At 72.0% G+C, this 22,885-nt stretch carries 18 protein-coding genes; 11 read left to right on the top strand and 7 right to left on the bottom strand.

Translation table 11 applies throughout. From position 1 onward, the window contains the following. Window positions 1–27: 27 nt before the first annotated feature. The 3 genes from J8N05_RS01410 to afsQ1 form a co-directional block, all read right to left on the bottom strand. Window positions 28–594 carry a hypothetical protein gene (locus tag J8N05_RS01410; RefSeq protein ID WP_210889948.1) on the bottom strand — a complete coding sequence of 189 codons (567 nt, stop codon included), beginning with the start codon at window positions 592–594 and terminating at the stop codon, window positions 28–30. 158 nt (window positions 595–752) lie between these two features. Continuing rightward, complete coding sequence (locus J8N05_RS01405) at window positions 753–2,357, bottom strand: sensor histidine kinase (RefSeq protein ID WP_282108138.1); 1,605 nt, start codon at window positions 2,355–2,357, stop codon at window positions 753–755. Then, window positions 2,354–3,031 (bottom strand): two-component system response regulator AfsQ1, encoded by a 678-nt coding sequence (gene afsQ1, locus J8N05_RS01400; protein WP_099505496.1) that lies wholly within the window; start codon window positions 3,029–3,031, stop codon window positions 2,354–2,356. Before afsQ1 ends, J8N05_RS01405 begins: the two co-directional genes overlap by 4 nt. A 320-nt stretch (window positions 3,032–3,351) precedes the next feature. Between afsQ1 and J8N05_RS01395 the strand changes: the two genes are divergently transcribed. Beyond that, window positions 3,352–4,113, top strand: coding sequence for a SigE family RNA polymerase sigma factor (locus tag J8N05_RS01395; RefSeq protein ID WP_210880671.1), 762 nt, complete (start codon window positions 3,352–3,354; stop codon window positions 4,111–4,113). 289 nt (window positions 4,114–4,402) lie between these two features. On the opposite strand, the gene J8N05_RS01390 is transcribed toward J8N05_RS01395, so the two are convergent. Continuing rightward, complete coding sequence (locus J8N05_RS01390; RefSeq protein WP_247706104.1) at window positions 4,403–5,089, bottom strand: uridine kinase; 687 nt, start codon at window positions 5,087–5,089, stop codon at window positions 4,403–4,405. A gap of 127 nt (window positions 5,090–5,216) precedes the next feature. Between J8N05_RS01390 and J8N05_RS01385 the strand changes: the two genes are divergently transcribed. After that, on the top strand, window positions 5,217–5,621 hold the full coding sequence (locus J8N05_RS01385; RefSeq protein WP_210880669.1) for a hypothetical protein: 405 nt from the start codon (window positions 5,217–5,219) through the stop codon (window positions 5,619–5,621). Between the two features lie 113 nt (window positions 5,622–5,734). Here J8N05_RS01385 and J8N05_RS01380 read toward each other — a convergent pair whose 3' ends face one another. From J8N05_RS01380 to deoC, 3 genes are read right to left on the bottom strand one after another with little or no spacing between them, the layout of a single operon-like run. Beyond that, window positions 5,735–6,670, bottom strand: coding sequence for an aldehyde dehydrogenase family protein (locus J8N05_RS01380; RefSeq protein ID WP_210880668.1), 936 nt, complete (start codon window positions 6,668–6,670; stop codon window positions 5,735–5,737). After that, window positions 6,663–8,123 carry an aldehyde dehydrogenase family protein gene (locus J8N05_RS01375; RefSeq protein WP_210880667.1) on the bottom strand — a complete coding sequence of 487 codons (1,461 nt, stop codon included), beginning with the start codon at window positions 8,121–8,123 and terminating at the stop codon, window positions 6,663–6,665. The genes J8N05_RS01380 and J8N05_RS01375 overlap by 8 nt, the downstream gene beginning before the upstream one ends. Before the next feature lie 5 nt (window positions 8,124–8,128). Next, window positions 8,129–9,088: a deoxyribose-phosphate aldolase gene (deoC, locus tag J8N05_RS01370; protein ID WP_210889946.1), complete on the bottom strand. Its 960-nt coding sequence runs from the start codon at window positions 9,086–9,088 to the stop codon at window positions 8,129–8,131. A gap of 691 nt (window positions 9,089–9,779) precedes the next feature. On the opposite strand from deoC, the gene J8N05_RS01365 reads away from it, so the two are divergent. The 9 genes from J8N05_RS01365 to J8N05_RS01325 all read left to right on the top strand — a co-directional run bounded on the left by J8N05_RS01365 (window position 9,780) and on the right by J8N05_RS01325 (window position 22,850). Further along, window positions 9,780–10,463 carry a PH domain-containing protein gene (locus J8N05_RS01365; protein ID WP_210880666.1) on the top strand — a complete coding sequence of 228 codons (684 nt, stop codon included), beginning with the start codon at window positions 9,780–9,782 and terminating at the stop codon, window positions 10,461–10,463. Between the two features lie 213 nt (window positions 10,464–10,676). After that, window positions 10,677–12,353: a hypothetical protein gene (locus J8N05_RS01360; RefSeq protein WP_210880665.1), complete on the top strand. Its 1,677-nt coding sequence runs from the start codon at window positions 10,677–10,679 to the stop codon at window positions 12,351–12,353. A gap of 246 nt (window positions 12,354–12,599) precedes the next feature. Then, a complete protein-coding gene (locus J8N05_RS01355; protein ID WP_210880664.1) occupies window positions 12,600–12,995 on the top strand; it encodes a hypothetical protein in 396 nt (131 codons plus the stop codon). A gap of 242 nt (window positions 12,996–13,237) precedes the next feature. Further along, window positions 13,238–14,179, top strand: a complete 942-nt coding sequence (gene pstC / locus J8N05_RS01350; protein ID WP_247706103.1) for a phosphate ABC transporter permease subunit PstC — start codon at window positions 13,238–13,240, stop codon at window positions 14,177–14,179. 97 nt (window positions 14,180–14,276) lie between these two features. After that, on the top strand, window positions 14,277–15,767 hold the full coding sequence (gene pstA / locus J8N05_RS01345) for a phosphate ABC transporter permease PstA (RefSeq protein ID WP_210880663.1): 1,491 nt from the start codon (window positions 14,277–14,279) through the stop codon (window positions 15,765–15,767). Further along, window positions 15,764–17,473: a phosphate ABC transporter substrate-binding protein PstS gene (gene pstS / locus J8N05_RS01340; protein ID WP_210880662.1), complete on the top strand. Its 1,710-nt coding sequence runs from the start codon at window positions 15,764–15,766 to the stop codon at window positions 17,471–17,473. Before pstA ends, pstS begins: the two co-directional genes overlap by 4 nt. Beyond that, a complete protein-coding gene (locus J8N05_RS01335; RefSeq protein ID WP_210880661.1) occupies window positions 17,470–20,022 on the top strand; it encodes a hypothetical protein in 2,553 nt (850 codons plus the stop codon). The genes pstS and J8N05_RS01335 overlap by 4 nt, the downstream gene beginning before the upstream one ends. Before the next feature lie 238 nt (window positions 20,023–20,260). Further along, window positions 20,261–21,229, top strand: a complete 969-nt coding sequence (locus J8N05_RS01330; RefSeq protein ID WP_210880660.1) for a type 2 periplasmic-binding domain-containing protein — start codon at window positions 20,261–20,263, stop codon at window positions 21,227–21,229. Between the two features lie 181 nt (window positions 21,230–21,410). After that, the gene (locus J8N05_RS01325) at window positions 21,411–22,850 is read left to right on the top strand and encodes a hypothetical protein (protein WP_210880659.1); all 1,440 of its coding nucleotides are present in this window, start codon (window positions 21,411–21,413) and stop codon (window positions 22,848–22,850) included. Window positions 22,851–22,885 lie beyond the last annotated feature (35 nt).

Genomic DNA, 22,885 nt, shown 5'->3' with positions numbered 1-22,885 from the left:
GGCGTCCGCCCGTGCGGGCGGAAGGGCTCAGGCCCCGTCCGTGCGCGTCGAGGGCGGGGTCTCCGTGCCCGGCCGCGTACGCACGGCCTCCGTGCACTCGTAGCGCCGTGAGGCATCGCCTGCGGGGCCGCCCAGGGTCACCGTGCCGTCGTCGGAGGCGGCCTCGGAGTCGCTGAAGGTGCAGATGATCTGCGCCAGCGCGTACGGGGTCAGATCCGTGGGCGCCGTGCTCAGCCGGAGCGCGTCACCCGGGTCGGTGCGCCGCGGGCCGGCCACGGTGAGGCCCTTGGGCACGGTCGTCGAGTAGTTCGCCTGCTTCTCCGCGTCCGACGGGGACTCGGACAGCTCGTCGAGGAGGGCCTGCGCGGCGCGTACCCGGTCCGTCTCCGCGGGACCCGCCTCGATGCGCACGGTCCGGTCGACCGGCGCGAGCTGGGACGAGCAGACGAGGAAGACCTGCACGAGGATGCCGCGCGAGGACTGCGTACCGATGTCCGGGCCGGTCAGCGCGCACGGCACCCGGGAGGGCGCGGGACCGAAGTCGGTCGGCACCTCCGTCGCCCGGATCCCGCACCCGGCCAGCGTCAGCGCCATGGCCACCAGCGGCACGGCGAGCACCGGACGGACAGCCCGGACGGCGCGGGCCGCGCGCAGGGCTCGTGTCGCACGAAGGGGTCGTGTCGCACGCGGCGCACGCGGGGCGCGTATGTCCCGTGCGTCCCGTGCGTCCCGCGTGTCCTGTCGTACGGGCATCACACGCCCCCCTCGGTGCGGTCGGCGTCGGCCCGGTGGGCGTCCTCGGCCTCCGGGTCGCCGTGGTCCCCGTGGTCCTCGGGATCCTTCGGCTCGGAGGAGTCGAGCGGCAGGCGCAGGGTGAAGACCGCGCCTCCCTTGGGCGAGTTCGCGGCGGTGATCTCGCCGCCGTGGATGTGGGCGTTCTCCAGGGCGATGGACAGGCCGAGACCGCTGCCCTCGGAGCGCGGCCGGGAGGCGCTCGCCTTGTAGAAGCGGTCGAAGACGTGCGGCAGGACGTCCTCGGGGATGCCGGGACCGTGGTCCTGCACCTCGATGACCAGGTCGGCGCCCTCCTCGCGCACGTACACGCGCACCGGGGAACCGCCGTGCTTGAGGGCGTTGCCGATGAGGTTCGCCAGGATGACGTCCAGACGGCGCGGGTCGACGTGCGCCATGATGCCGCGCCGCGCGTCCAGTTCGACCGCGTCCAGCCAGGCGCGCGCGTCGATGCACGCGGTGATCTGGTCGGCGATGTCGACGGTGTCGGAGACGAGCCGGGCGGTGCCCGCGTCGAAGCGGGTGACCTCCATCAGGTTCTCCACGAGGTTGTTCAGCCGCCGGGTCTCGCTGACGACGAGCCGTACGGCGGGCTCGATCATCGGGTCGACGCTGCCGGTCTCGGCGTCGAGCTCCTCCTCCAGCACCTCGGTCACCGCGGTGATCGCGGTCAGCGGTGTCCGCAGTTCGTGCGACATGTCCGCCACGAACCGCCGGGACGCCTCGTCGCGGGCGCTCATGTCCGCGACCCGTTTCTCCAGCGACTCCGCCGTGCGGTTGAACGTCCGTGACAGATCGGCGAGTTCGTCCGTCCCCGACACCCGCAGCCGGGTGTCGAGCTTGCCCTCGCCGAGCCGCCGCGCGGCGGTCCCCAGCCGGTGCACCGGCTTCAGCACGGTCGTCGCGGCGGCCTGCGCGAGCAGCGCCGAGCCGATCAGCGCGAGCCCGGTCGCGATCCCCAGCGACCAGGCGAGCGAGTTGAGGTCCTTGGCCTCCGGCTCCAGCGACTTGAGCATGTACCCGGTCGGCCCGCCGCCGATCACCTTGGCACCGCCCACCAGATACGGCTTGTCGCCCTGCACGGTCCGCTGCCAGTACAGGTGGTACGCGTACTTGTTGTGCGAGGAGATCTTCTGTTCCTTGTTCACCGCCTTCTGGAGGGACTGCGGTACGTCCGCCAGCGTGAAGGTGTCCAGGTCGGAGTTGCCGCGGACGGCCGTGCCGTTCTCGTCCTCGGCGATCAGCAGCACGCTGAAGCGCTGGCTGCTGTTCGCCATCTGCCCGGCGGCGCGCTGCAGTTCCCCCTGCGTGGGGTGCTGGCGCAGTGTGCTGGCGCGGGTCTGCATCGCCTGCTGGAAGTCGCCGAGCACCGCGTCCTGCGTACGGGTGAGCACGGCCTCGCGGTTGAGCCAGTACGCGATCCCGGACGCCGACACGGCGGCGGTCAGCGCGACGAGCCCGAACACCACGACCAGGCGAAGCCGAAGACTGGTGAAGCGCAGCCCCGCCATGACCGTACGGCGGGCCGCCGCCCAGCCGCGGAGCTTGTCCTGCGGTTTGGTCACTGAGGATTGTCCAGCCGGTAGCCGACGCCGCGCACGGTACGGATCAGGGTCGGCGAGGACGGCACGTCCTCCACCTTCGCGCGCAGCCGCTGCACACACGCGTCGACGAGCCGTGAGTCGCCGAGGTAGTCGTGCTCCCACACCAGCCGCAGCAGCTGCTGCCGGGACAGGGCCTGGCCGGGGCGCCGGCTCAGCTCAAGGAGCAGCCGCAGCTCGGTGGGCGTCAGCTGCAGGTCCTCGCCGTTCTTCGTCACGGTCATCGCGGCGCGGTCGATCACCAGCGAACCGAAGGTCGCCGAGTCGTTCGCCTCGCGCTCGCCGCGGCGCAGCACGGCCCGGATCCGGGCGTCGAGCACCCGCCCCTGCACGGGTTTGACCACGTAGTCGTCGGCGCCGGACTCCAGCCCGACCACGACGTCGATGTCATCGCTGCGCGCGGTCAGCAGGATGATCGGCAACTGGTCCGTACGCCGGATACGGCGGCACACCTCGAATCCGTCGATGCCGGGCAGCATCACGTCGAGAACGATCAGATCGGGCCGTTGCTCGCGCAACAGCTTCAGACCGTCCTCGCCGGTGGCAGCGGTGGCCACCCGGTGTCCCTGGCGCGTCAGCGAGAGCTCCAGGGCCGTCCGGATGGCGTCGTCGTCCTCGATCAGCAACAGGGAAGGCACGGACGTCATTCTGTCCCATGACGTGGGCGGGTATCGACTGTTGGAGCGCTCCCACACATGTCCCGCGTACGAGTGCGGGGCCGAGGCGTGCCGAGTGTGCCGGATGAGTAGCCGTACGACGCTTCTCTGTGATCGGTCTGTGGAAAATCGGGGACCGACCCCTGTGACAGGTCTGTGACAGTCGGGGGACACCGTCATGAAGTGGCCCCGGCAAGCTTTTGGTCACAAGCACGGAAGCACCGCAGCGAAGCCGGCGACACGGTCGGCGACGAAGCAGACGAAGTACCGGAGAACCGGAACTCCACGACGGGGGGCGCGAGATGAACACGCTGCACAGCACCAGCACTGGCGCAGTTGTCACGCGGCTCCACGACGTCACGAGGAGCACCGAGAAGTCCGGTGCCGTGAGCGGGCGGGGGTGCGCTCGCGGCACCGGGCGTCAGCACACCGGGTCGTACATGACGGTGGTTGACGCACATACGGGGGGAAGCGGCACGGGGGTCGCCCACGGGGGTACGGGGGCGGCGTACGGGGAGGTCACGGGGGAGCGGCACTCGGTGTCGGAGGCGGAGTTCACCGCCTACGTCCAGGAGCGCCGCGCCTCCCTGTACGCGACCGCCTACCACCTGACCGGTGACCGTTTCGAGGCCGAGGACCTGCTGCAGAGCGCCCTCTTCTCGACGTACCGGGCGTGGGACCGCATCAGTGACAAGGCCGCGGTCGGGGGCTACCTCCGCCGCACGATGACCAATCTGCACATCAGCGCGTGGCGCCGCCGCAAGCTGAACGAATACCCGACCGAGGAACTGCCGGAGACGGCCGGCGACACGGACGCGATGCGCGGCACGGAGCTGCGCGCGGTTCTGTGGCAGGCGCTCGCCCGGCTCCCCGAACTCCAGCGCACCATGCTGGTCCTTCGTTACTACGAGGGCCGCACGGACCCGGAGATCGCGGAGATCCTCGACATCAGTGTCGGCACGGTGAAGTCCAGCATCTGGCGGTCGCTCCGCCGGCTGCGCGAGGACGACGTCCTCAGCTTCGGCCGTGACGAGGAGGAGTCCTTCGGGGAGCTTGTCGCCTGAAGGCTGTGGGGGGAATGTCCGTCACTCCGGGGGGAGGCGTCGGACAGCACGGGGAAAGTTCGTCACTTCGGGGGAGGTGACGGACGGCTCGGGGGAGCAACGGGGTCCGGGGGGACCACGGGGGAGCACGAAGAGCAGCGGGACCGGAAGGGCCGGGGGGCCCAACCGGCCCCGCTGCTTTTTGCTTCCGCCGCCAGGGCCGCGGGCAACGGCGCAGTCTTTCGCCCTTGAGGGGCGCGGGGAACGGCGCAGTCTTTCGCTTTTAAGGGGCGCGGGGAACTGCGCGAGCTCAGCCCCCACTCACCCGCACGTCATCCACGACCTCCGCCGCGGAGCGAGACGCCGCGGAGCGACACGCCGAGGAGCGGGACGCCGAGGCAAGCCGCGCCAGCGCCTCGTCGCGATCACACGCGTACGCCCCGAGCGCGGTCTGCCGCGACACGATCGTCCGCTCGTCCCGCATCAGCCGCCACCCCCGCCGAAGAAGGAACGGTACGGACTTCCGGCCCTCGCGAAGATCCCGCAGGAACCGCCGCCGGAACGTCGTCACGGCCCCCCGGCTCAGACAGAGCGCGTCGGCCAGCAGCCCCGCTTCCCGGCACCGCTCCACTATCTCCGCCGCGAAGATGCCCTCGGCGATGAAGACCGGGGTCCCCTCGAAGTCGACGGTCTCGGCACCCGTACGCGCGCTCAGCGAAATGTCGTACACGGGAACGCTCGTACGCCCCGTCCCGCACAGCTCCGCGATCGCCGCGACGGCCGCGTCCGCGTCCCAGGACAGCGGGTGGTCCCAGTCGATGTCCGAACTCCCCGCCACCTGCGGCAGCGTCGGGTCGTGGCCCTCCTTGTAGAAGTCGTCGAGCCGCAGCACCGGAAGGCCGGAGCGGGCCGCGAGAAGGGACTTGCCGGAGCCGGAGGGGCCGCACAGCAGTACGACACGTGCGGTTGCCGGGGAATTCGGAAGAGGGGAACTCACGAGACACCAGTGTGCGGCATCATCCGCTCCCGGCCGAGCCCGCGGGTCGCCTTTGGAACGCACGTCACCCCTCAACTACCCTACGTGTCGACCTGATTACTCAGCGCATCAGAAGGTGGCAGCAGCGATGGCACGACACACGGCCTACCAGAACCCGACCGCCCGGCGCGCGTTGCTGGCCCTCACCACCGCGGGGATCGCGGTCGGCGCGGGCGCGACCGCGGCGGCCGCGGACACCGACCCCGTGGTCGACGTGATCCGTACGCGCCCGACCTCGCTGGGCACCGTCGACCCGCAGGCCGGGCTGCAGGCACTGACCGGGACGGTCGGTTACGTGACCGGTCCGGTCGCGGACCTGAAGCCCAACCCGCTGGCCGGCACGGGCGTCGACCCGCTCGACAACGGGCTCGGCACCCAGATCGCCGACTTCCCGCCGATGGCGACGACCATGCTGACGGCGCCGGTCGCGCAGGCCCAGTCGCTGGGCAGCGTCCCGGTGCTGGGCCAGGTGACGACACTGCTGGGCGCCTGAACCGCGAGCGCCCATGAGCCCCTGTGCGGGCGAGAGAGAGCCGCGCCTCCCCCGGACGGTGGGGATGCGCGGCTCTCCGTATGGGGGCCGAACCGTTCTCTTGCGTCGGCGGTCTAGTAGGACGAGCCCGACGCGCCCAGCGCTCCCGTGGGGTGCCAGACCGTCTTCGTCTCCAGGAAGGCCGTCAGGCGGTCCGTGCCGGGCGTGGCGAAGTAATCCACAGGCTGTGGACGGACGACGCGCTTGAGGTTGTCGGCCGCCGCGATCTCCAGTTCCTTCGCGAGTGCCTCGTCGGCGCCGGCCAGGTCGATCGCGTTGACGTCCTGGTGGGCGGCGAGCGGGGCCGCGATCTCAGCCGTACCGCCGGTGAGGATATTCACCACGCCGCCCGGGACGTCCGAGGTCGCCAGGACCTCGCCCAGCGACAGCGCGGGGAGCGGGGACCTCTCGCTCGCGATGACGACCGCCGTGTTGCCGGTCGCGATCACCGGGGCGAGCACCGAGACCAGCCCGAGGAACGACGACTCCTGCGGGGCGAGGACCGTCACCACACCCGTCGGTTCGGGGGACGAGAGGTTGAAGTACGGGCCCGCCACCGGGTTCCCGCCGCCGACGACCTGGGCGATCTTGTCGGTCCAGCCCGCGTACCAGACCCAGCGGTCGATCGCCGCGTCCACCTGGGCGGCGGCCCGGGACTTCGAGAGACCCTCCGCTTCCGAGACCTCCCGTACGAACTGGTCCCTGCGGCCCTCCAGCATCTCCGCGACGCGGTAGAGGACCTGGCCGCGGTTGTACGCGGTCGCGCCGGACCAGCCGCCGAACGCCTTGCGGGCGGCGACGACCGCGTCACGGGCGTCCTTGCGGCTCGCACGCGGCGCGTTGGCCAGCCATGTGCCCTTCGAGTCGGTCACCTCGTACACCCGGCCGCTCTCGGAACGCGGGAACTTCCCGCCGACGTACAGCTTGTAGGTCTTGAAGACGCTCAGGCGCCGCGGCGCGGCCTGTTCGGCCTGCTTGGCCTTCTCGGTGTTCTTCGGCTTGTCAGACATCGAGGTACGCCTCCAGGCCGTGGCGACCGCCCTCGCGGCCGTAGCCCGACTCCTTGTAGCCGCCGAACGGCGAGGTCGGATCGAACTTGTTGAACGTGTTGGACCAGATGACACCCGCGCGCAGCTTGCTCGCGACCGCCAGGATCCGGGAACCCTTCTCGGTCCAGATGCCCGCCGAGAGGCCGTACTGGCTGTTGTTGGCCTTCGCGACCGCCTCGTCCGGGGTGCGGAAGGTGAGGACGGACAGGACCGGGCCGAAGATCTCGTCGCGGGCGACGGTGTGCGCCTGGGTGACGTTCGTGAAGAGCGTCGGGGCGAACCAGTAGCCCGACGACGGCAGTTCGCAGGACGGTGACCAGCGCTCGGCGCCCTCCGCCTCGCCCTGCTCGACGAGCGAGGAGATCCGGGCGAGCTGCTCGGCGCTGTTGATCGCGCCGATGTCGGTGTTCTTGTCGAGTGGGTCGCCCAGACGCAGCGTCGAGAGCCTGCGCTTGAGGGAGTCCAGCAGCTCGTCGTGGATCGACTCCTGGACAAGGAGCCGCGAGCCCGCGCAGCAGACCTGGCCCTGGTTGAAGAAGATGCCCGTGACGATGCCCTCGACGGCCTGGTCGATCGGGGCGTCGTCGAAGACGATGTTCGCGCCCTTGCCGCCCAGTTCGAGCGTGACCTTCTTGGCCGTGCCCGCCACCTGGCGGGCGATGGCCTTGCCGACGGCGGTTGAGCCGGTGAAGGCCACCTTGTTCACGTCCGGGTGCTCGACGAGCGCCGCGCCCGCGTCGCCGTATCCCGGCAGGATGTTGACGACGCCCTTGGGCAGGCCCGCCTGGCGGCAGATGTCCGCGAAGAACAGGGCGGACAGGGGGGTCGTCTCGGCGGGCTTCAGCACCACCGTGTTGCCCGTCGCGAGGGCCGGGGCGATCTTCCAGGCCAGCATCAGGAGCGGGAAGTTCCAGGGGATGACCTGGCCGGCGACGCCCAGCGGGCGCGGGTTCGCGCCGAAGCCGGCGTGGTCGAGCTTGTCGGCCCAGCCCGCGTAGTAGAAGAAGTGCGCCGCCACCAGGGGGAGGTCGGCGTCCCTCGTCTCCTTGATGGGCTTTCCGTTGTCCAGCGTCTCCAGGACGGCCAGCTCGCGGCTGCGCTCCTGGATGATGCGGGCGATACGGAACAGGTACTTGGCGCGCTCGGAGCCGGGCAGCGCGGACCACTTCTCGAAGGCCCGGCGGGCGGCCTTCACCGCGCGGTCGACGTCCGCCTCGCCCGCCCGGGCGATCTCGGACAGCACCTCTTCGGTGCTCGGGCTGACGGTCTTGAAGACCTTGCCGTCGGCGGCCTCGGTGAACTCGCCGTCGATGAACAGCCCGTACGACGGGGCGATGTCGACGACGGAGCGGGACTCGGGCGCCGGTGCGTACTCGAACGCGGAAGCCGTTGCGGAAGGCGTTGCGGAAGCCATGTGGATCAGTCCACCGTCACGTAGTCGGGGCCGGAGTAGCGGCCGGTGGCCAGTTTCTGGCGCTGCATCAGCAGGTCGTTGAGGAGCGAGGACGCGCCGAAGCGGAACCAGTGGTTGTCCAGCCAGTCCTCGCCCGCGGTCTCCTTGACCAGCACCAGGAACTTGACGGCGTCCTTCGTGGTACGAATGCCGCCGGCGGGCTTCACGCCCACCTGGACCCCGGTCTGCGCGCGGAAGTCGCGGACGGCCTCCAGCATCAAAAGGGTGTTCGCGGGGGTCGCGTTGACGGCGACCTTGCCCGTCGACGTCTTGATGAAGTCCGCGCCCGCCAGCATGCCGAGCCAGCTCGCGCGCCGGATGTTGTCGTACGTCGACAGCTCGCCCGTCTCGAAGATGACCTTCAGGCGGGCGGCGCCCGAGGCCTCCTTCACGGCGACGATCTCGTCGTACACCTTCAGGTACCTGCCCGCGAGGAACGCGCCGCGGTCGATGACCATGTCGATCTCGTCGGCGCCCGCGGCGACGGCGTCGCGCACGTCGGCCAGCTTCACGTCGAGCGCGGCGCGGCCGGCCGGAAATGCGGTCGCGACGGAGGCGACCAGCACGCCTGAGCCGGCGACGGCGTCCTTGGCCGCGGCCACCATGTCGGGGTAGACGCAGACGGCGGCGGTCGTCGGGGCGGTGCGGTCCGTGGGGTCCGGGTGGACGGCCTTGGCGCCGAGCGCCCGGACCTTGCCGGGGGTGTCCGCGCCTTCCAGCGTCGTCAGGTCGACCATCGAGATGGCGAGGTCTATGGCGTACGCCTTCGCGGTCGTCTTGACGGAACGGGTGCCGAGCGCGGCGGCGCGCGCCTCCAGACCGACCGTGTCGACGCCGGGCAGCCCGTGGAGGAAGCGGCGCAGGGCGCTGTCTGACGCGGTCACGTCCGTGAAGGCGGGGGCTGCGGAGGGGGTGGTGGTGGGCATGGTCACCACCCGAGCATATCTACGCGCGTAGCGGCTGTACACCCCTGGGTGTGGGGTGCGTTCGTCTGTGGGGGTGTGGGGGGCGCCTGCGCTGTTCCCCGCGCCCCTTTTGGGTGGTGGCCGGGGTGTCTTCGGCTGCGGGCGTGTGGGGGTTGCCCGCGCCGTTCCCCGCGCCCCTTCGGGGGCGCCTTGCCGCAGCCCCGCCAGGGGCGCGGGGAACTGCGCGGCCCGCCCCCACGCTCCCGCAGCCGACGACGCCCGGGCGAGGGGCCCCGCAGGGGCGCCCCGCGAGGGGCGCGGGGAACGGCGCGAGCAACCCCCGCACGCCCGCAGCCGACGACGTCCCCGGCGAGGGGTCCCGCAGGGGCGCCCTGCCAGGGGCGCGGGGAACTGCGCGGCCCGCCCCCACGCCGCCGCAGTCGACGACGCTCGGGCGTGGGGTCCCGCAGGGGTGCCCTGCCGGGGGCGCGGGGAACGGCGCGGGCAACCCCCACGCTCCTGCAGCCGACGATGCCCCCGGCCAGGGGCGCGGGGAACGGCGCGGTCCGCCCCCGCGGCGCCGCAGACGGCGACGGCCCGGGCGCGGGCCTGGGCGCGGGACCGGGCCCCCGCCCGGACGGAAGGTGCGGGCAGCGTCCGCGTCCCCACCCGCGGAGCGACCCCCGTGGGAACGGTCAGGCAGAATCGGGGTATGACGACCCCGGACCACCAGCCCCCCGCACCGGACACCCCGAGCTCGCCGGAACCCCAGTTCAAGGACAGGGTCTACCGGTCCCCCTCCGGTGTCGCGGGCGGCGCCCTGCTGCTCGCCATCGCGGCCTGGCTCGGGATCGACGCGCTCGTCACGGGCGAGGGCCGCACCCCCTGGGTCGCGCTGGCCGCACTGCTCCTGCTGGTCCCCCTGGTCGCCGCCTTCACCCTGCGCCCCGCCGTTCACGCGAACGAGCAGCGCCTGCGCATCCGTAACCCCTTCCGGGTGATCACGCTGCCGTGGGGAACGGTCGAGGCGTTCAGGTCCGGCTACTCGAACGAGGTACTCGACAAGGCCGGCACCAAGTACCAGGTCTGGGCCGTGCCGGTCTCGCTGCGGGCCCGCAACCGGGCCGCCCGCAAGGAGGCCCGCGGCGGCACGGCGGGCGCCCGCGGCCGCCTCGGCCAGCCCCGGCAGGCCCCGCACCCGCACCCCACCCCGGTCGCCACCGGCCCCGTACGCGCCCAGGGCGATCAGATCATCGACGAACTGCGCGAACTGGTTGAGGCCCACGCCAAGGACCCGCAGGCCCAGGGCGAGGTGTCGGTGCGCTGGGCCTACGAGGTGCTGGCCCCCGCGGCGGCCGGAGCGGTCCTGCTGGCGATCCTCCTGTCCGTGGCCTGATCCCGCACACCGCACCCCCCCCGGCGGCGCCCCGCCGCACTCCGCGCGTGCCCGCTTGAGGCGGATGGCCACGCCCGCCCGTACGAGAGGGCGGCGCCCGCCCCGGGCGCCGGGACGTCCGCCGGCCTGGGCGGGCCGTCCCGCTCGCTACTGTCACCACCGGTGCCCGCGCCGGTGTCGGCACCGGCGTTTCCACGCGATCCAGGAGTGCATGTGTCGTACGACGAGCCGCTGCGACTGCCCGCGGCCGCGATACCCGACGACTGCCGGGACTGGACGGCCGGCCGGGCGGCGAACTGGTCGGCCGCGCTGCCGTCGCGCTGGACGTTCCTGCGGGTGCGCCGGTCGATCGCCGGCGCCGTGACCACCCTCGCGCTCTGCGCGGGCGCCTGGGCCGCGATGCTCGGCGGCCTGTGGCCGTTCGTCGCGGCGGGCTTCGCGGTGTACGTCCTGTGGGTGCTCGCACGCCCCGAACTGGTCTGGGCCGGAGCGCCCGCGCTGCTCCTGGGGCTCGCGGTGCAGGCGTCGTCCCTGCCCTGGGCGGTGACCGCCGTCGGGGCGTTCGTCGTGGTCGCCTCCTGGGCTGCCGTCGCCGTACGTCTGCGGGCCCGCGGCGCCCAGCTGGAACAGGCCCTGGAGGCCGCCGGGGACGGCACGGCACAGGTCCCCGACGCGCGGGCCCCGGTGCGGCGCGGCCGTTTCCTGCTGCCGCTCGGCCTCGTGGTGCTCGTGCTCGGTGTCCTCACCGGTGTCACCGCGCATCTGTGGGGCACGGTCGACGACCAGCGCGGTTCCTGGGTCATGGCCTTCTATCTGACGGGGCTCGGATTGACCGCCCTGGTCTCGGCGTGGCTCGGCCGCCACCGGGCCGTCGCACTGCGCCGGGCCCCCGCACCCGTACTGCGTGTCCTCGTACGCGACGACGCGCAGGGCACCACGGAGGTGTACGCGGCGGACGACCTGGCGGCGCTGCGCCCCCTGTTCACGGTGGAACTGACGTCGTACGACGGCGAATCCGACGAGGACGAGGACGAGGCGGACACCGCCGATGTCGATGCCGATACCGGGGCCGGGGCCGGGGCCGAGGAGTTGGAGCGGCTCCTCGACGCCGTCGACGACGACGTCCCCGGGCCGGTGCGCGAGGCCGTCCTCTTCGGGGCGCCCTTCGACGGTGCCGAGGTCGTGGTCCTCAGCGCCGACGAGGACCCCGACCAGCCGCCGCTGACGGAGTGGTCGGCGGGCCCGGTCCGCCCGTTGTCGCCGAGCGCGGGTGTGCGGCGCGTCGCCAGGGAGAAGGCCCGCGAGGAGCAGAACCGTCAACTGGCGCGGCAGGCCAGGGAGTCGGTCGTGGACCGCCCGCCCGCCCCGGTGCGTCGCTGGCGTGCGGGCTGGCTGGACTGGGTGGCCGCCGCGCTGCTGGTGCAGTGGGGCGTCTGGCTCACCTGGGCCGGGTTCACCGAGGCCGAACTGCCCTCCTGGAAGCTGGCTCTGGCCGCAGCCCTCGGTCTCTACGGAGCCGCCCGCGTCCCCGTGAAACTCGCCTGGCGCATCACCGCCGACCGCTCGGGCCTGTGGGTCACCGGGCTGCGCGGCCCCCGGCACGTTCCCTGGGACGACATCCGCTCCGTACGCCGCCGGTCCTTCGAGCTGAAACTGCGCTGGCGGGGCGACGACTGGTCGGTCGCGGCGCCGCGCTGGGCGTGGTTCGAGCGCCGGCGCGGCCTGGTCCATCCGTACGACGCGCTGGCGGCCGAGCTGTCGGCCATGCGCGACGACCCGGCGCTGCGGCCCACCGGGGAGAGCACCACCCCCGAACGGGGCCGCCCGCTCTGGCCGTTGGCCGTCGTGCTGGCACTGGTGTGGGCGGCGGTCCTGGTGGTGTGGGGCTGAGGGCTGAGGGCTGAGGGCTGAGGGCTGAGGGCTGAGGGCCGCGAGGCGCGGGACGCTCGTTCGTGACAGCGCTTGCCGACCCGTCTTATCTAGGCGTTACCAAGGGGATACCAGAGCATGAAGTGTGCGTCCGGCAGTTAGTTTTGTCTGCCCTGTGTCTCATGCGCCTCAGTAGATTGCCTGTGTCGCTCACAAGGGGGCCGTACCTGCGGTTCTGCTGTCTCGAAGGGCGGCGGGGGTGGGGACATGGAGCAGCCCAGGGGGGCGGCAAGACCTGCCGCCGTCACGGCGGGGATGAGATGTCTGATCGACTTCTCGACGGAAGGCGCCTACGGCTGGCGCCTGGTGGCACCGAACGGACGGTCCGTGGCCGTCTCGGCGGACTCGCACGACTCGCACACACAGTGCCGTGCCGCGTTCACCAGGCTCTGCGCGAGCCGGGGCGAACTGGTCGGCGGGATCCAGCACAGCTCGGAGGGCGGTGGATGGATCTGGCTGCTCTGGGACGCGGCGAGCCGGCCCGTGGCGGCGGCCGCGCGTACGTACGAGCGTCATGCGACCTGCCGTTCCGCGTACGACCGCTTCCGGGCGCTGTTACCCCAACTCGACCCGGCCAGGCCGGAGTTATGGGGTGACACGTGAGGCGCGACCGGTGGCGGAGGTCGTGTGGAGAGTGCGCCGGGGTGGAAGTTGCCCCCAGGGAACCTCTCGTTCACGCATCGGGACGGGCATGTCAACCGACGGCGTAGAACGTCCGGTGTGTGCCCTCACAGAGACCTTCTGGACCTCCGAGACGTCTGAGACCCGGCTCCCCGGGAACCTCCCTGCCCGGGTCCGCCGCGTTCGCCGATGACGTACCGCGTCGGCTGTACGCGGACCCCGGTGTGCCGGACCGGGTCTTCCGTGCCGTCGCCCGCAGTGGCGGCGGGTTCGTCCTCGCCGTCATGCTCCTGGTCGGCGGCTTCCTGCTGCTGCGGGCCTGGCAGGCGCTCGACCGGGCGGGCTGGTCCTTCCTGACGACCGCCGCCTGGCAGCCCGACACCGGCAATTTCGGTATCGCGGCCATCCTGGTCGGCACCGTCCTGATCGCGCTCGTCGCGATCACCGTCGCCGTGCCGCTCGCCCTCGGTGCGGCGCTCTACATCTCCGAGTACGCGCCGGCGCGGCTGCGCCGCACCCTGATCAGCGTCGTCGACCTGATGGCCGCCGTCCCGTCCGTGGTGTACGGCCTGTGGGGGGTCTTCTTCCTTGAGGGCAAGGTGCTCCCGACCGCCCGCTGGATCGCCACCTACCTCGGCTGGATCCCGGTCTTCGAGGTCGACGGCGCCGATCCGCGCGACCCGCTCGCCCCGGAGACCGTCTACACCTCGTCCACGTTCATCGCGGGCCTGGTCGTCGGGATGATGGTCGCGCCCATCATCTGCTCGATCATGCGCGAGGTCTTCTCGCAGGCCCCGGCGGGTGAGCGCGAGGGGGCGTACGCGCTCGGTGCGACCCGCTGGGGCATGATCCGCAGCGTCGTCCTGCCGTTCGGCAAGGGCGGCATGATCGGCGGCACCATGCTGGGGCTCGGCCGGGCGCTCGGCGAGACCATCGCCGTCTTCATGCTCATCTCGCCGGTCTTCACCGTCCAGTGGCACGTCCTGCAGTCGGGCACCAGCTCGGTCTCCTCGCTGATCGCGCTCCGCTACGGCGAGGCGAGCGAGTTCAGTCTGTCCGCCCTGATGGCCGCCGGGTTCGCGCTGTTCGTGATGACCCTGATCGTCAACTTCGCCGCCTCGTCCATCGTCGCCCGCAGCCGCTCCGGCGCGGCCAGCGACGCGTGAGGCGCCTCGCGGACGGCCCGCCGACGACCGCCCGACCGGCCCACCGGCCGGCCCCCCGATGTCGTGGCCCCCTGTGTCCCCGACGGAAAGAACGGCGATGACCGCAGCCCCCGAGACCGAGACCGAGACCGAGCCCCAGAACCGGCATCAGGACCAGGCCTCCGCGCGGCCCCGCACCACCCTGCCGCCCGCCGTGCGCGCCGCCGCGCCCGGCGGTGAACCCCGGCGCTCCGTCTCGCAGGTGCGGGCCACCGACGTGTACGCGCTGGCGGGCGCCGCGGCCGCCGCGCTCGCCCTGACCTGGCTGCTCTTCGCCAGGCTGCTGCCCTTCGACGGGGCGGTCGGCTTCGTCGTCGTCGCGTACGCCCTCTTCCTCGGGCTCTACGCGCTGCTCGTCTCCTTCGACGAGGACGGGCCCGCGGTGGCCGACCGGATCGCGGCGGCCGTGGTCCGCTCGCTCGGGGCGCTGCTCCTGAGCGTGCTGGTCTTCGTGGTGTCGTACACCCTGTGGGAGGGCCGCAGGGCGCTGCCGCATCCGAACTTCTTCACCGAGGACATGCGGCTGGCGGGTCCCCTGGAGCCGCTCAGCACGGGCGGTATCAAGCACGCGATCGCCGGCACCCTGATCGAGATCACCATCGCGCTGATCGTCACGGTCCCCGTGGGGCTGGTCTGCGCGGTCTTCCTCAACGAGGTGCCCGGCCGCTTCGCCCGGTTCGTCCGGACGATCGTCGAGGCGATGACGGCGTTGCCGTCCATCGTGGCCGGACTGTTCGTGTACGCCACGGTCATCCTGACCCTGGGCTTCCCGGAGTCCGGCTTCGCCGCGGGGCTCGCGCTCTCGGTGATGATGCTGCCGATCATCATCCGCGCCTCCGACGTCGTGCTCCGCCTGGTCCCCGGCACCCTGCGCGAGGCCGCGTACGCCATGGGCACCTCGCGCTGGCGCACGGTCTGGCACGTGGTGCTGCCGACCGCCCGCTCCGGTCTCGCGACCGCGGTGATCCTCGGTACGGCCCGGGGGATCGGGGAGACCTCGCCGGTGCTGATCACGGCGGGTTTCGGCGCCGAGTTCAACGCCAACGCGTTCTCCGACCCGATGGTGTCGCTGCCGCTGGCCGCGCTGAAACTCGTCGAGTCGCCCGAGCCGAACATGATCGCCCGCGGGTTCGGCGCCGCCGCCACGCTGCTCGTCGTGGTGCTCGCCCTGTTCGTCGTCGCCCGGAGCATCGGCGGGCGCGGCCCGGGACAGCTCACCCGCCGCCAGCAGCACCGCCGGGTCCTCGCCTCCCGCAAGGACGCCCGGCGCTTCGGGGCGCGCACGCACCAGGGTCCGGGAGGTGGCCCGGCTGCCACCTCCCCGCCTGCCGCAGGGCGCCTGGCGCGCGTGCTGCGCTCTGCGCTGGGTGCGTTGTTCGTTCGCCGCGGGCCGGTGGGGGCTGGTCGCGCAGTTCCCCGCGCCCCTTACGGGGCTGGGCGCGGCCCGCGGCGAAGCCGCATATCGATACAGCCCCGCGCCCGCTACTGGGCCATCCGGCCCCGCATCTCCCTCCGTAAGTCGGCTCAGGATCCGAGGAGTTCGTTGTGAGACCCGCAACCGCCTTCCGTCTCTGTGTGACGGGTCTTGCGCTGCTCTGCGCACTGCTCGCCGTCCGTCCGCCGGTCGCCGAGGCGGCCTCGTACACGAAGATCACCGGCTCCGGCTCGACGTGGAGCTCCAACGCCCTGGACCAGTGGCGGCGCAACATCTCCGCCAACCTCGGCATGACGGTCAACTTCAAGGCCGTCGGCTCCTCGCAGGGACGGGAGCAGTTCCGCAACGGCGTCGTCGACTTCGCGGTCTCCGAGATCCCGTACGGGCTGACCGAACAGGGCGTCACCGACACCCCGCCGGACCGCGGCTACGCGTACATGCCGATCGTCGCCGGCGGTACCGCCTTCATGTACAACCTCAAGATCGGCGGCAAGAAGGTCACCAACCTCCGGCTCTCCGGGCCGGTGCTCGCCAAGGTCTTCACCGGCGCGATCACCATGTGGAACGCCCCGGAGATCCGCGCCGACAACCCCGGTCTGACCCTCCCGGCCCGCCGGATCGTCCCGGTCGTCCGCTCCGACGGCTCGGGCACCACCGCCCAGTTCACCACCTGGCTGGCCAAGGAACAGAGCTCCGTCTGGAACGACTTCTGCGCGCGCACCGGCCGCGGCAACGCGTGCGGGATGACCTCGTACTTCCCGGTCCTGTCCGGCTCCTCGATGATCGCCAAGTCCGGTTCGCTGGGCGTCTCCGGCTTCGTGCGGCAGCCGCAGGCGGAGGGCTCGATCACGTACGTCGAGTACTCGTACGCCATCAAGACCGGCTTCCCGGTCGCCAAGGTGCTCAACAAGGCGAACTATTACGTGGAGCCGACCGCCTCCAGTGTCGCCGTGGCCCTGACCGGCGCCCGGATCAACCAGGACAAGAACTCGGCGAACTACCTCACCCAGATCCTGGACGGCGTCTACCGCAACGGCGACAAGCGGACGTACCCGCTCTCCAGCTACAGCTACATGATCCTGCCGACCTCGGTGGGCGGCGACAAGAACCCGATGAACGAGGCCAAGGGGAAGTCGCTGGGCACCTTCGCCCGGTACTTCCTCTGCGACGGCCAGCAGCAGGCGGAGGAACTCGGCTACTCGCCCCTGCCCAAGAACCTCGTCCAGGCGGGCTTCGACCAGGTCCGCCGGGTGCCCGGCGCGCCCACCTCCTCCATCGACATCAACGACTGCCGCAACCCCACCTTCTCCGGCGGGAAGAACACCCTGCTGGAGAACGCCCCCCAGCCCAAGGACTGCGACAGGAAGGGCTCCAAGCAGTGCTCCGACGGCACCGCCGGAGCCAAGGCGGACACCCCGGTCAGCCCGGCGGCCCAGGGCGGCGGCTCCGCGAACGGCGGCTCCGCGACCGGGGGTTCGGGCAGCACGGGCGGTACCGGCGGCACCGGCGGTACGGGAGGCGCCGGGGCCGACAGCGACGGTGACGGCACCCCGGACGCCCAGGAGTCGGCGGCGGCCACCACGACCGGCGGCACCGTGGTCGACCCCGACACCGGCGAACTCGTCAGCGGCGACGGCACCGGCGTCGGCGACAACGCGGTCGTCGCCAACCCGGTCGCCCTCGCCTCGGGACAGCAGTTCGGCATGCGCGGCGCGCTGATGGCGCTCTCCGCGGTCCTGCTCCTCGCCGTGGTCGTCGGCCCACCGCTCACCTCCCGCATGTTGTCCGCCCGCGCCCGCCGCAAGGGAGAAACCGCATGAGATCCGTACGAGGCGTGAGCGGGCGCGGCCCGGCCCCCGGCGGGGCCGGTACGGGCGGGCGCGGGCGGGTCGCGGCGGGCCTCGGCTCGCTGCTCGCGGCCCTGCTGCTCGCCCTGGTGCCGCTGCCGCAGGGTGCCACGGCGGCGACCGCCCAGAACTCCGCCGGGGACGCCGCCAAGAACTCCGCCGGGAACTTCGCCGAGAACTCCGCGGTGACCAAGACCGGGACCGCCGGACCCTACGACGACTTCTCGAAGCTGAAGGTCACGGTCCACCAGACGAAGAACCTGCGCGGGCAGGGTGTACGGGTCACCTGGACCGGCGGCCGGGCGGCGCCCACCGGTGCCACGTACAACAACTACCTGCAGATCATGGAGTGCTGGGGCGACGACGCCGACCAGGGGCCGGACCGCACCCAGTGCGAGTTCGGCGCGGTGGACGGCGCCCCGGCCGGTGGCGGGCGGCTCGTCTCGCCGACCCGGGACCCGCTCGACACCGACCACGCGACGGATTCCGACAACATCGCCTTCGTCCCCTTCAAGCCGGTCGAGGGCGCCGCGACCACCACCGGGACCGACTGGACCTACTTCAACAGCCTCGACACCAACTCCCAGACCTGGCTGCCCAACGACTCCGACGGCAACGGCGAGACGGTCTTCGAGATGCGGTCGTCCGTCGAGTCGCCCCACCTGGGCTGCGGCGCGCGGACCACGGCCTCGGGCGCGGTCAGACCCTGCTGGCTGGTCGTCGTCCCGCGCGGCGAGCACGAGACCAACGGCACCGAGGGCAACAGCGGTTCGGTACGCAGCTCCGCGCTGAGCCGGACGAACTGGAACCAGCGGCTGGTCTTCCCGCTCGACTTCCTGCCCGTCGGCAGCACCTGCTCCCAGGACCGGGCCGAGCGGCGCACCATCGGCTCCGAGCTGATCACGGACGCCATGACGTCGTGGCAGAGCGCCCTGTGCGGCTCCGGCGCCGGCCGCTTCACCTTCACCCAGTCCGGCGAGGGCGAGGCCCGCGAGCGCGTCACCGCGCCGAGCGACACCTCGCCGGGACTCGGCTTCACCGTGCAGCCGGTCGAGACGGCCGAGGACGGCCCGCCGGTCGTGCAGGCGCCGGTGGCGGTCAGCGGCCTCACCGTAGGCCTGTACTGGCGGTACGACGTCACGGTGGGGGAGGGGTCCGGCGCGTACATCGCCAACCGTCAGCTGCACGACGTACGGCTGAACCAGCGCCTCCTCGCCAAACTGCTCACGCAGTCGTACCAGAAGAGCGTCGCCACGGCCGACTACCTGCCGGACTATCTGAAAACGAACCCCGAGAGCATCGGCGCCGACCCGGAATTCCAGAAGCTCAACCCCGATTTCCCGGCCGCGAGCGGCAGGACCTATTCCCCCTGGGGGCTCCTCCTCTCCACCGAGAATTCCGACATGGCGACCGTGCTCTGGCGTTACGTCCAGCAGAACAAGGACGCACGGGAATTCCTTTCGGGCACCGCCGACCCATGGGGAATGAAGGTCAACAGGTCGTACCAGGACATGGACCTCGACGCGACCCCGCTCGACTACTTCCCGAAGGCCGACCCGACGACGTCCAAGGCGTCCTGCGGCACCCCGGAGAACTCCCTGCCCTTCGACGGCACGGACCTCGTCCCCTACACCAACGACATGCACGACGCCGCGCAGAAGGTCCGCAACGGCTACGGCGGACAGCTGTATCTGTGCGCGCAGTCCGGCGCGGGCTGGAAGCTGAGCGGGGAACGGCCGGCCGCCACCAACGCGCGGGAGTTCGGGATCGTCGACGCGGCCTCCAGTACCCGCTACCAGCTCGATGTCGCCGCCCTGCCCAACGCCGACGGCGCCTTCGTGAAACCCACCTCGGACGCCATGCTCAAGGCCGTGGCCCGCATGCCCGACTCGGCCGTCGCCGGGGTGAAGACCCCCGATCCCGCCACGGCGGACGACGGCGCCTACCCGCTCACCGCGGTCGTCTACGCGGCCTCGTCCGTGGACCAGGCGAAGGACGCGCGCCAGGACTACGCCAAGGTGATCAGGTACGCGGCGGGCGCGGGGCAGACCCAGGGCACGGCGCGCGGCGAACTGCCGTACGGCTACGCGCCGCTGCCCGCCGCGCTGCGCACCCAGGCGCTGAAGGCGGCGACCACCCTGGAGACCTGGACGGCGCCGGACCCGTCCGGCACCCCGGGCGGCCAGGACCAGGACGCGGAGGGCTCCGGCGGCCCGGGCGGCGACGGCGGGACGGTCTCCGGCGAGGACGCCGGTTCGGCGGCCGGGGGCGCCGCGGCCTCCGGCGGTTCCGGCGGGTCCGCGGGAGCCGGTCCCGACGCCATGGACACCGGCAGGCCCTCCGTCGCACCGCGGGACCCGGCCAAGGAGAACGTGGCCGCGTCCGGCGGGCTCACCCCCTCGGAGGTGATCGGTCTCGTCCGGTGGGTCCTGCTGGGCGTGCTCGTCGTGGGCGGTGCCGCCGCGCTCGCCGGGCCGGTGATGCTGCGGCTGGCCGCGCGGCGGGTGCCCGCGGGCGGTTAGCGAATTCCCCGGAACCCGACGTTCGACGATTCGTCGGCTCCATGGTTCGGCGGTTCGTCGGTTCCGGGAAATTCCGCTATCCATCACCGAATTCCCCAGGTGTCACCTTGGAAATGCTTTATTAACTCAATGGGCGGCTGAATGTGGTGGCCGCCGCGAAGAGGAGTGCGGAATTGTTTGCCGTGGCCGACCGCCGGGTCGGTGGGAAATGCAATGCGTTTGACGGAGGAGAACAGTTGTGAACGTCAAGTCCCGCGCACGTATCGCCGCCGTTGTCGGTGTCACCGCCCTCGCCGTCGGTGCCATGGCCGCCCCGGCCGTGGCCGATCCCTCCAACGGCTTCCGGGTGCTCGCCGGCGCCGGTTCCGACACGACCCAGGACGTCGTGAACGGCCTCGGCGACTCGGTCGACGGCGGCAACACCATCGCCTCGTACGACGCCACCGGCTCGGCCACCGTCAAGACCCGCACCACCGGCTGTGTCATCAACCGCCCCAACGGCTCCTCCGCGGGCATCGACGCGCTGCGCAACGCCGTCGACACCGGCACGGGCTGCCTCGACTTCGCCCGTTCCTCCCGCGGTCCGGCCGACACCTCGACCACGGACCTCACCTGGATCCCCTTCGCCAAGGACGCCGTCACCGTCGCCGTCCGCGAGGACAGCGCCCTGGCCGTCCCGGACCTCACCACGGCCCAGCTGCACGACATCTACACCTGCTCGCTGACCTCGGTCGACGGCGTCACCCTCACCCCGCTGCTGCCGCAGACCAACTCCGGCACCCGGACCTTCTTCCTCGGCAAGATCGGTGTGGCCGAGTCCGCGGTCGGCTCCTGCGTCGGCTCGATGCAGGAGCACAACGGCGAGGCGCTGGACACCGCAGGCGACATCGCCCCGTACTCCGTGGCCCAGTACATCGCGCAGACCGGCGGCATCGTGAACGACCGCCACGGCGCCACGGTCCTCGGCGAGATCAACGGCTCCGCGCCGCTGAACGCGGACGGCACGCTCAACGTCGGCTTCACCTACAACCGCGACGTCTACAACGTCGTCCCGACCTCGAAGCTGTCGAACGCGACGATCGCGTCCACGTTCGCCGGCTCCGGCTCGAAGGTCTGCAACGACACCGACACGATCCAGCTCTACGGCTTCGGTGCCATCGACAACTGCGGTGACACCACGGACCCCGACCTCAAGGGCGAGCGCTGATCACCGGCGCCGTGACCTGATCGCACAACGGCCGGGCACCCCGATGGGTGCCCGGCCCGGCGGCGTATCCGCGACGGCGGCCGACGACCACCCCGGACCCCGACCCGTGACCACCTCGACCGACAACCGACCCGACCGACAACCGACCCGACCCGGACCGAACCCTGTGGGGGGACACCACATGAACCGCCAGACACCGCTCAGATCGCCCGCCGCCCTGCTGCTGTGCTGCGCCCTGCTGATGGGGGCGCTCTCCGGAGTGCTCGCGTTCGTGGGCCAGGCGCACGCGGTCACCCCGACCGGAAAGTTCACGCTGGAGCCGGGCACGGGCAGCATCAAGGCCCCGCTGAGCGCCACCTCCGCCAGTACGGACGCGGGATGCCCCGAGACCAGTAACCCCACGGCCATGTTCCTGTGGCTGCTCAAGCCGGGCAGCGCCACCGTCGGCAAGCAGCTCGCCAAGAGCAGTTCGGCGGACACGATCTCCAAGACGGCCCCGTTCACGGTCCCGCTGACCCCGGGCACCGCGACCGTGGAGACCCAGCTGCGCTCGTACGTGGCGGAGGGCTCCCTCGACGGCAAGTACTCCCTGGCCCTGGCCTGCGGCGCCGGACTGACCAACAACGTCCCGGCGTTCAGCGCGATCGTCCAGATCACCGGCGAGACCTGGACGCTGGTCCGGACGCAGACGACCACCGTGGCGCTCGACGGCCCCGCGACCCCCGTCGGCGGCTCCCTCAAGCTGACGGCCACCCTGACCCCGGACACCGCCGTGGGCAGCGTCGCCTTCGCCTACACCGGGGCGACGAACGACTCGGAGCCCGTCCCGGTCGGTACGGCGGACGTCGCGAACGGCAAGGCGGAGATCACGGTCACCGCGCCCGCGACCGCCGGCAACCACTTCTACTCCGCGACCTTCACGCCCGCGGACCCGGACGCCTTCAGCACGTCGACGGCCGTCAAGCCCGTCCAGATCACCACGCCGGACCAGTCGCCCACGCCCACCCCGACGCCCACCGACACCTCGCCCACCCCCACCGTCCCCGCCGACCTCGAAGTGACCGACGAGAACGGCACCGTGCTGGAGGCCGGCCCGAACCTCGAAGCGGGGCAGAAGGTGAAGATCACGGCCCGCGGCTACACCAAGGACGCCAAGGTGCTGGTCACGCTCGCCGACAGCGAGGAGAAGTACACCGACGCGGTGGCGGACGCCGACGGGACCGTCACGGACTATGCCTTCACCGTGCCCGAGAAGATCGCGGACGGCGACCACACGCTGACCCTCGCGGAGGACAAGGCCGACGGCCACAGCGTGGCGTTCGCCTTCACGACCGGCGCCGGGTCCGACCCGAGCGACGAGCCCGACCCCAGTGCCTCGGAGACCGGCTCGGACACGGGCGGCGGCACCGACGGAGGCACGTCCGGCGACACGGGCACCGCCGGTGGCACGGGCGGCTCCGGCGGCGGTACGGGCGGCGGCGGCAGCATGGCCGCCACCGGCGCCCAGGTCGGCTCCGTCGGCCTCGCCGCGCTGGCCCTGCTCTGCGCCGGCGCCGCCCTCGTGGTCCACGTCCGCCGCAAGGGCCTGCTGACCTTCGGCGACACCCCGAACCACCTCTAGCGAGCCGCGCGCACCCACGACCGGGCCCCGGTCCC

It is taken from the genome of Streptomyces liliiviolaceus, assembly GCF_018070025.1.
GTDB classification, from domain to species: Bacteria; Actinomycetota; Actinomycetes; order Streptomycetales; family Streptomycetaceae; genus Streptomyces; species Streptomyces liliiviolaceus.
Note: the sequence above shows the minus strand (reverse complement) of the source record. Positions and strands in the feature narration are given on the sequence as shown.

Excerpts from the sequence above, each read along its gene's own strand:
- J8N05_RS01395 (WP_210880671.1), top strand. The coding sequence starts at position 3,352 with ATGAACACGCTGCACAGCACCAGCACTGGCGCAGTTGTCACGCGGCTC.
- J8N05_RS01385 (WP_210880669.1), top strand. The coding sequence starts at position 5,217 with ATGGCACGACACACGGCCTACCAGAACCCGACCGCCCGGCGCGCGTTG.
- J8N05_RS01375 (WP_210880667.1), bottom strand. The coding sequence starts at position 8,123 with ATGGCTTCCGCAACGCCTTCCGCAACGGCTTCCGCGTTCGAGTACGCA.
- J8N05_RS01365 (WP_210880666.1), top strand. The coding sequence starts at position 9,780 with ATGACGACCCCGGACCACCAGCCCCCCGCACCGGACACCCCGAGCTCG.
- J8N05_RS01410 (WP_210889948.1), bottom strand. The coding sequence starts at position 594 with ATGGCGCTGACGCTGGCCGGGTGCGGGATCCGGGCGACGGAGGTGCCG.
- J8N05_RS01355 (WP_210880664.1), top strand. The coding sequence starts at position 12,600 with ATGGAGCAGCCCAGGGGGGCGGCAAGACCTGCCGCCGTCACGGCGGGG.
- pstA (WP_210880663.1), top strand. The coding sequence starts at position 14,277 with ATGACCGCAGCCCCCGAGACCGAGACCGAGACCGAGCCCCAGAACCGG.
- J8N05_RS01380 (WP_210880668.1), bottom strand. The coding sequence starts at position 6,670 with ATGTCTGACAAGCCGAAGAACACCGAGAAGGCCAAGCAGGCCGAACAG.
- deoC (WP_210889946.1), bottom strand. The coding sequence starts at position 9,088 with ATGCCCACCACCACCCCCTCCGCAGCCCCCGCCTTCACGGACGTGACC.
- J8N05_RS01335 (WP_210880661.1), top strand. The coding sequence starts at position 17,470 with ATGAGATCCGTACGAGGCGTGAGCGGGCGCGGCCCGGCCCCCGGCGGG.
- J8N05_RS01325 (WP_210880659.1), top strand. The coding sequence starts at position 21,411 with ATGAACCGCCAGACACCGCTCAGATCGCCCGCCGCCCTGCTGCTGTGC.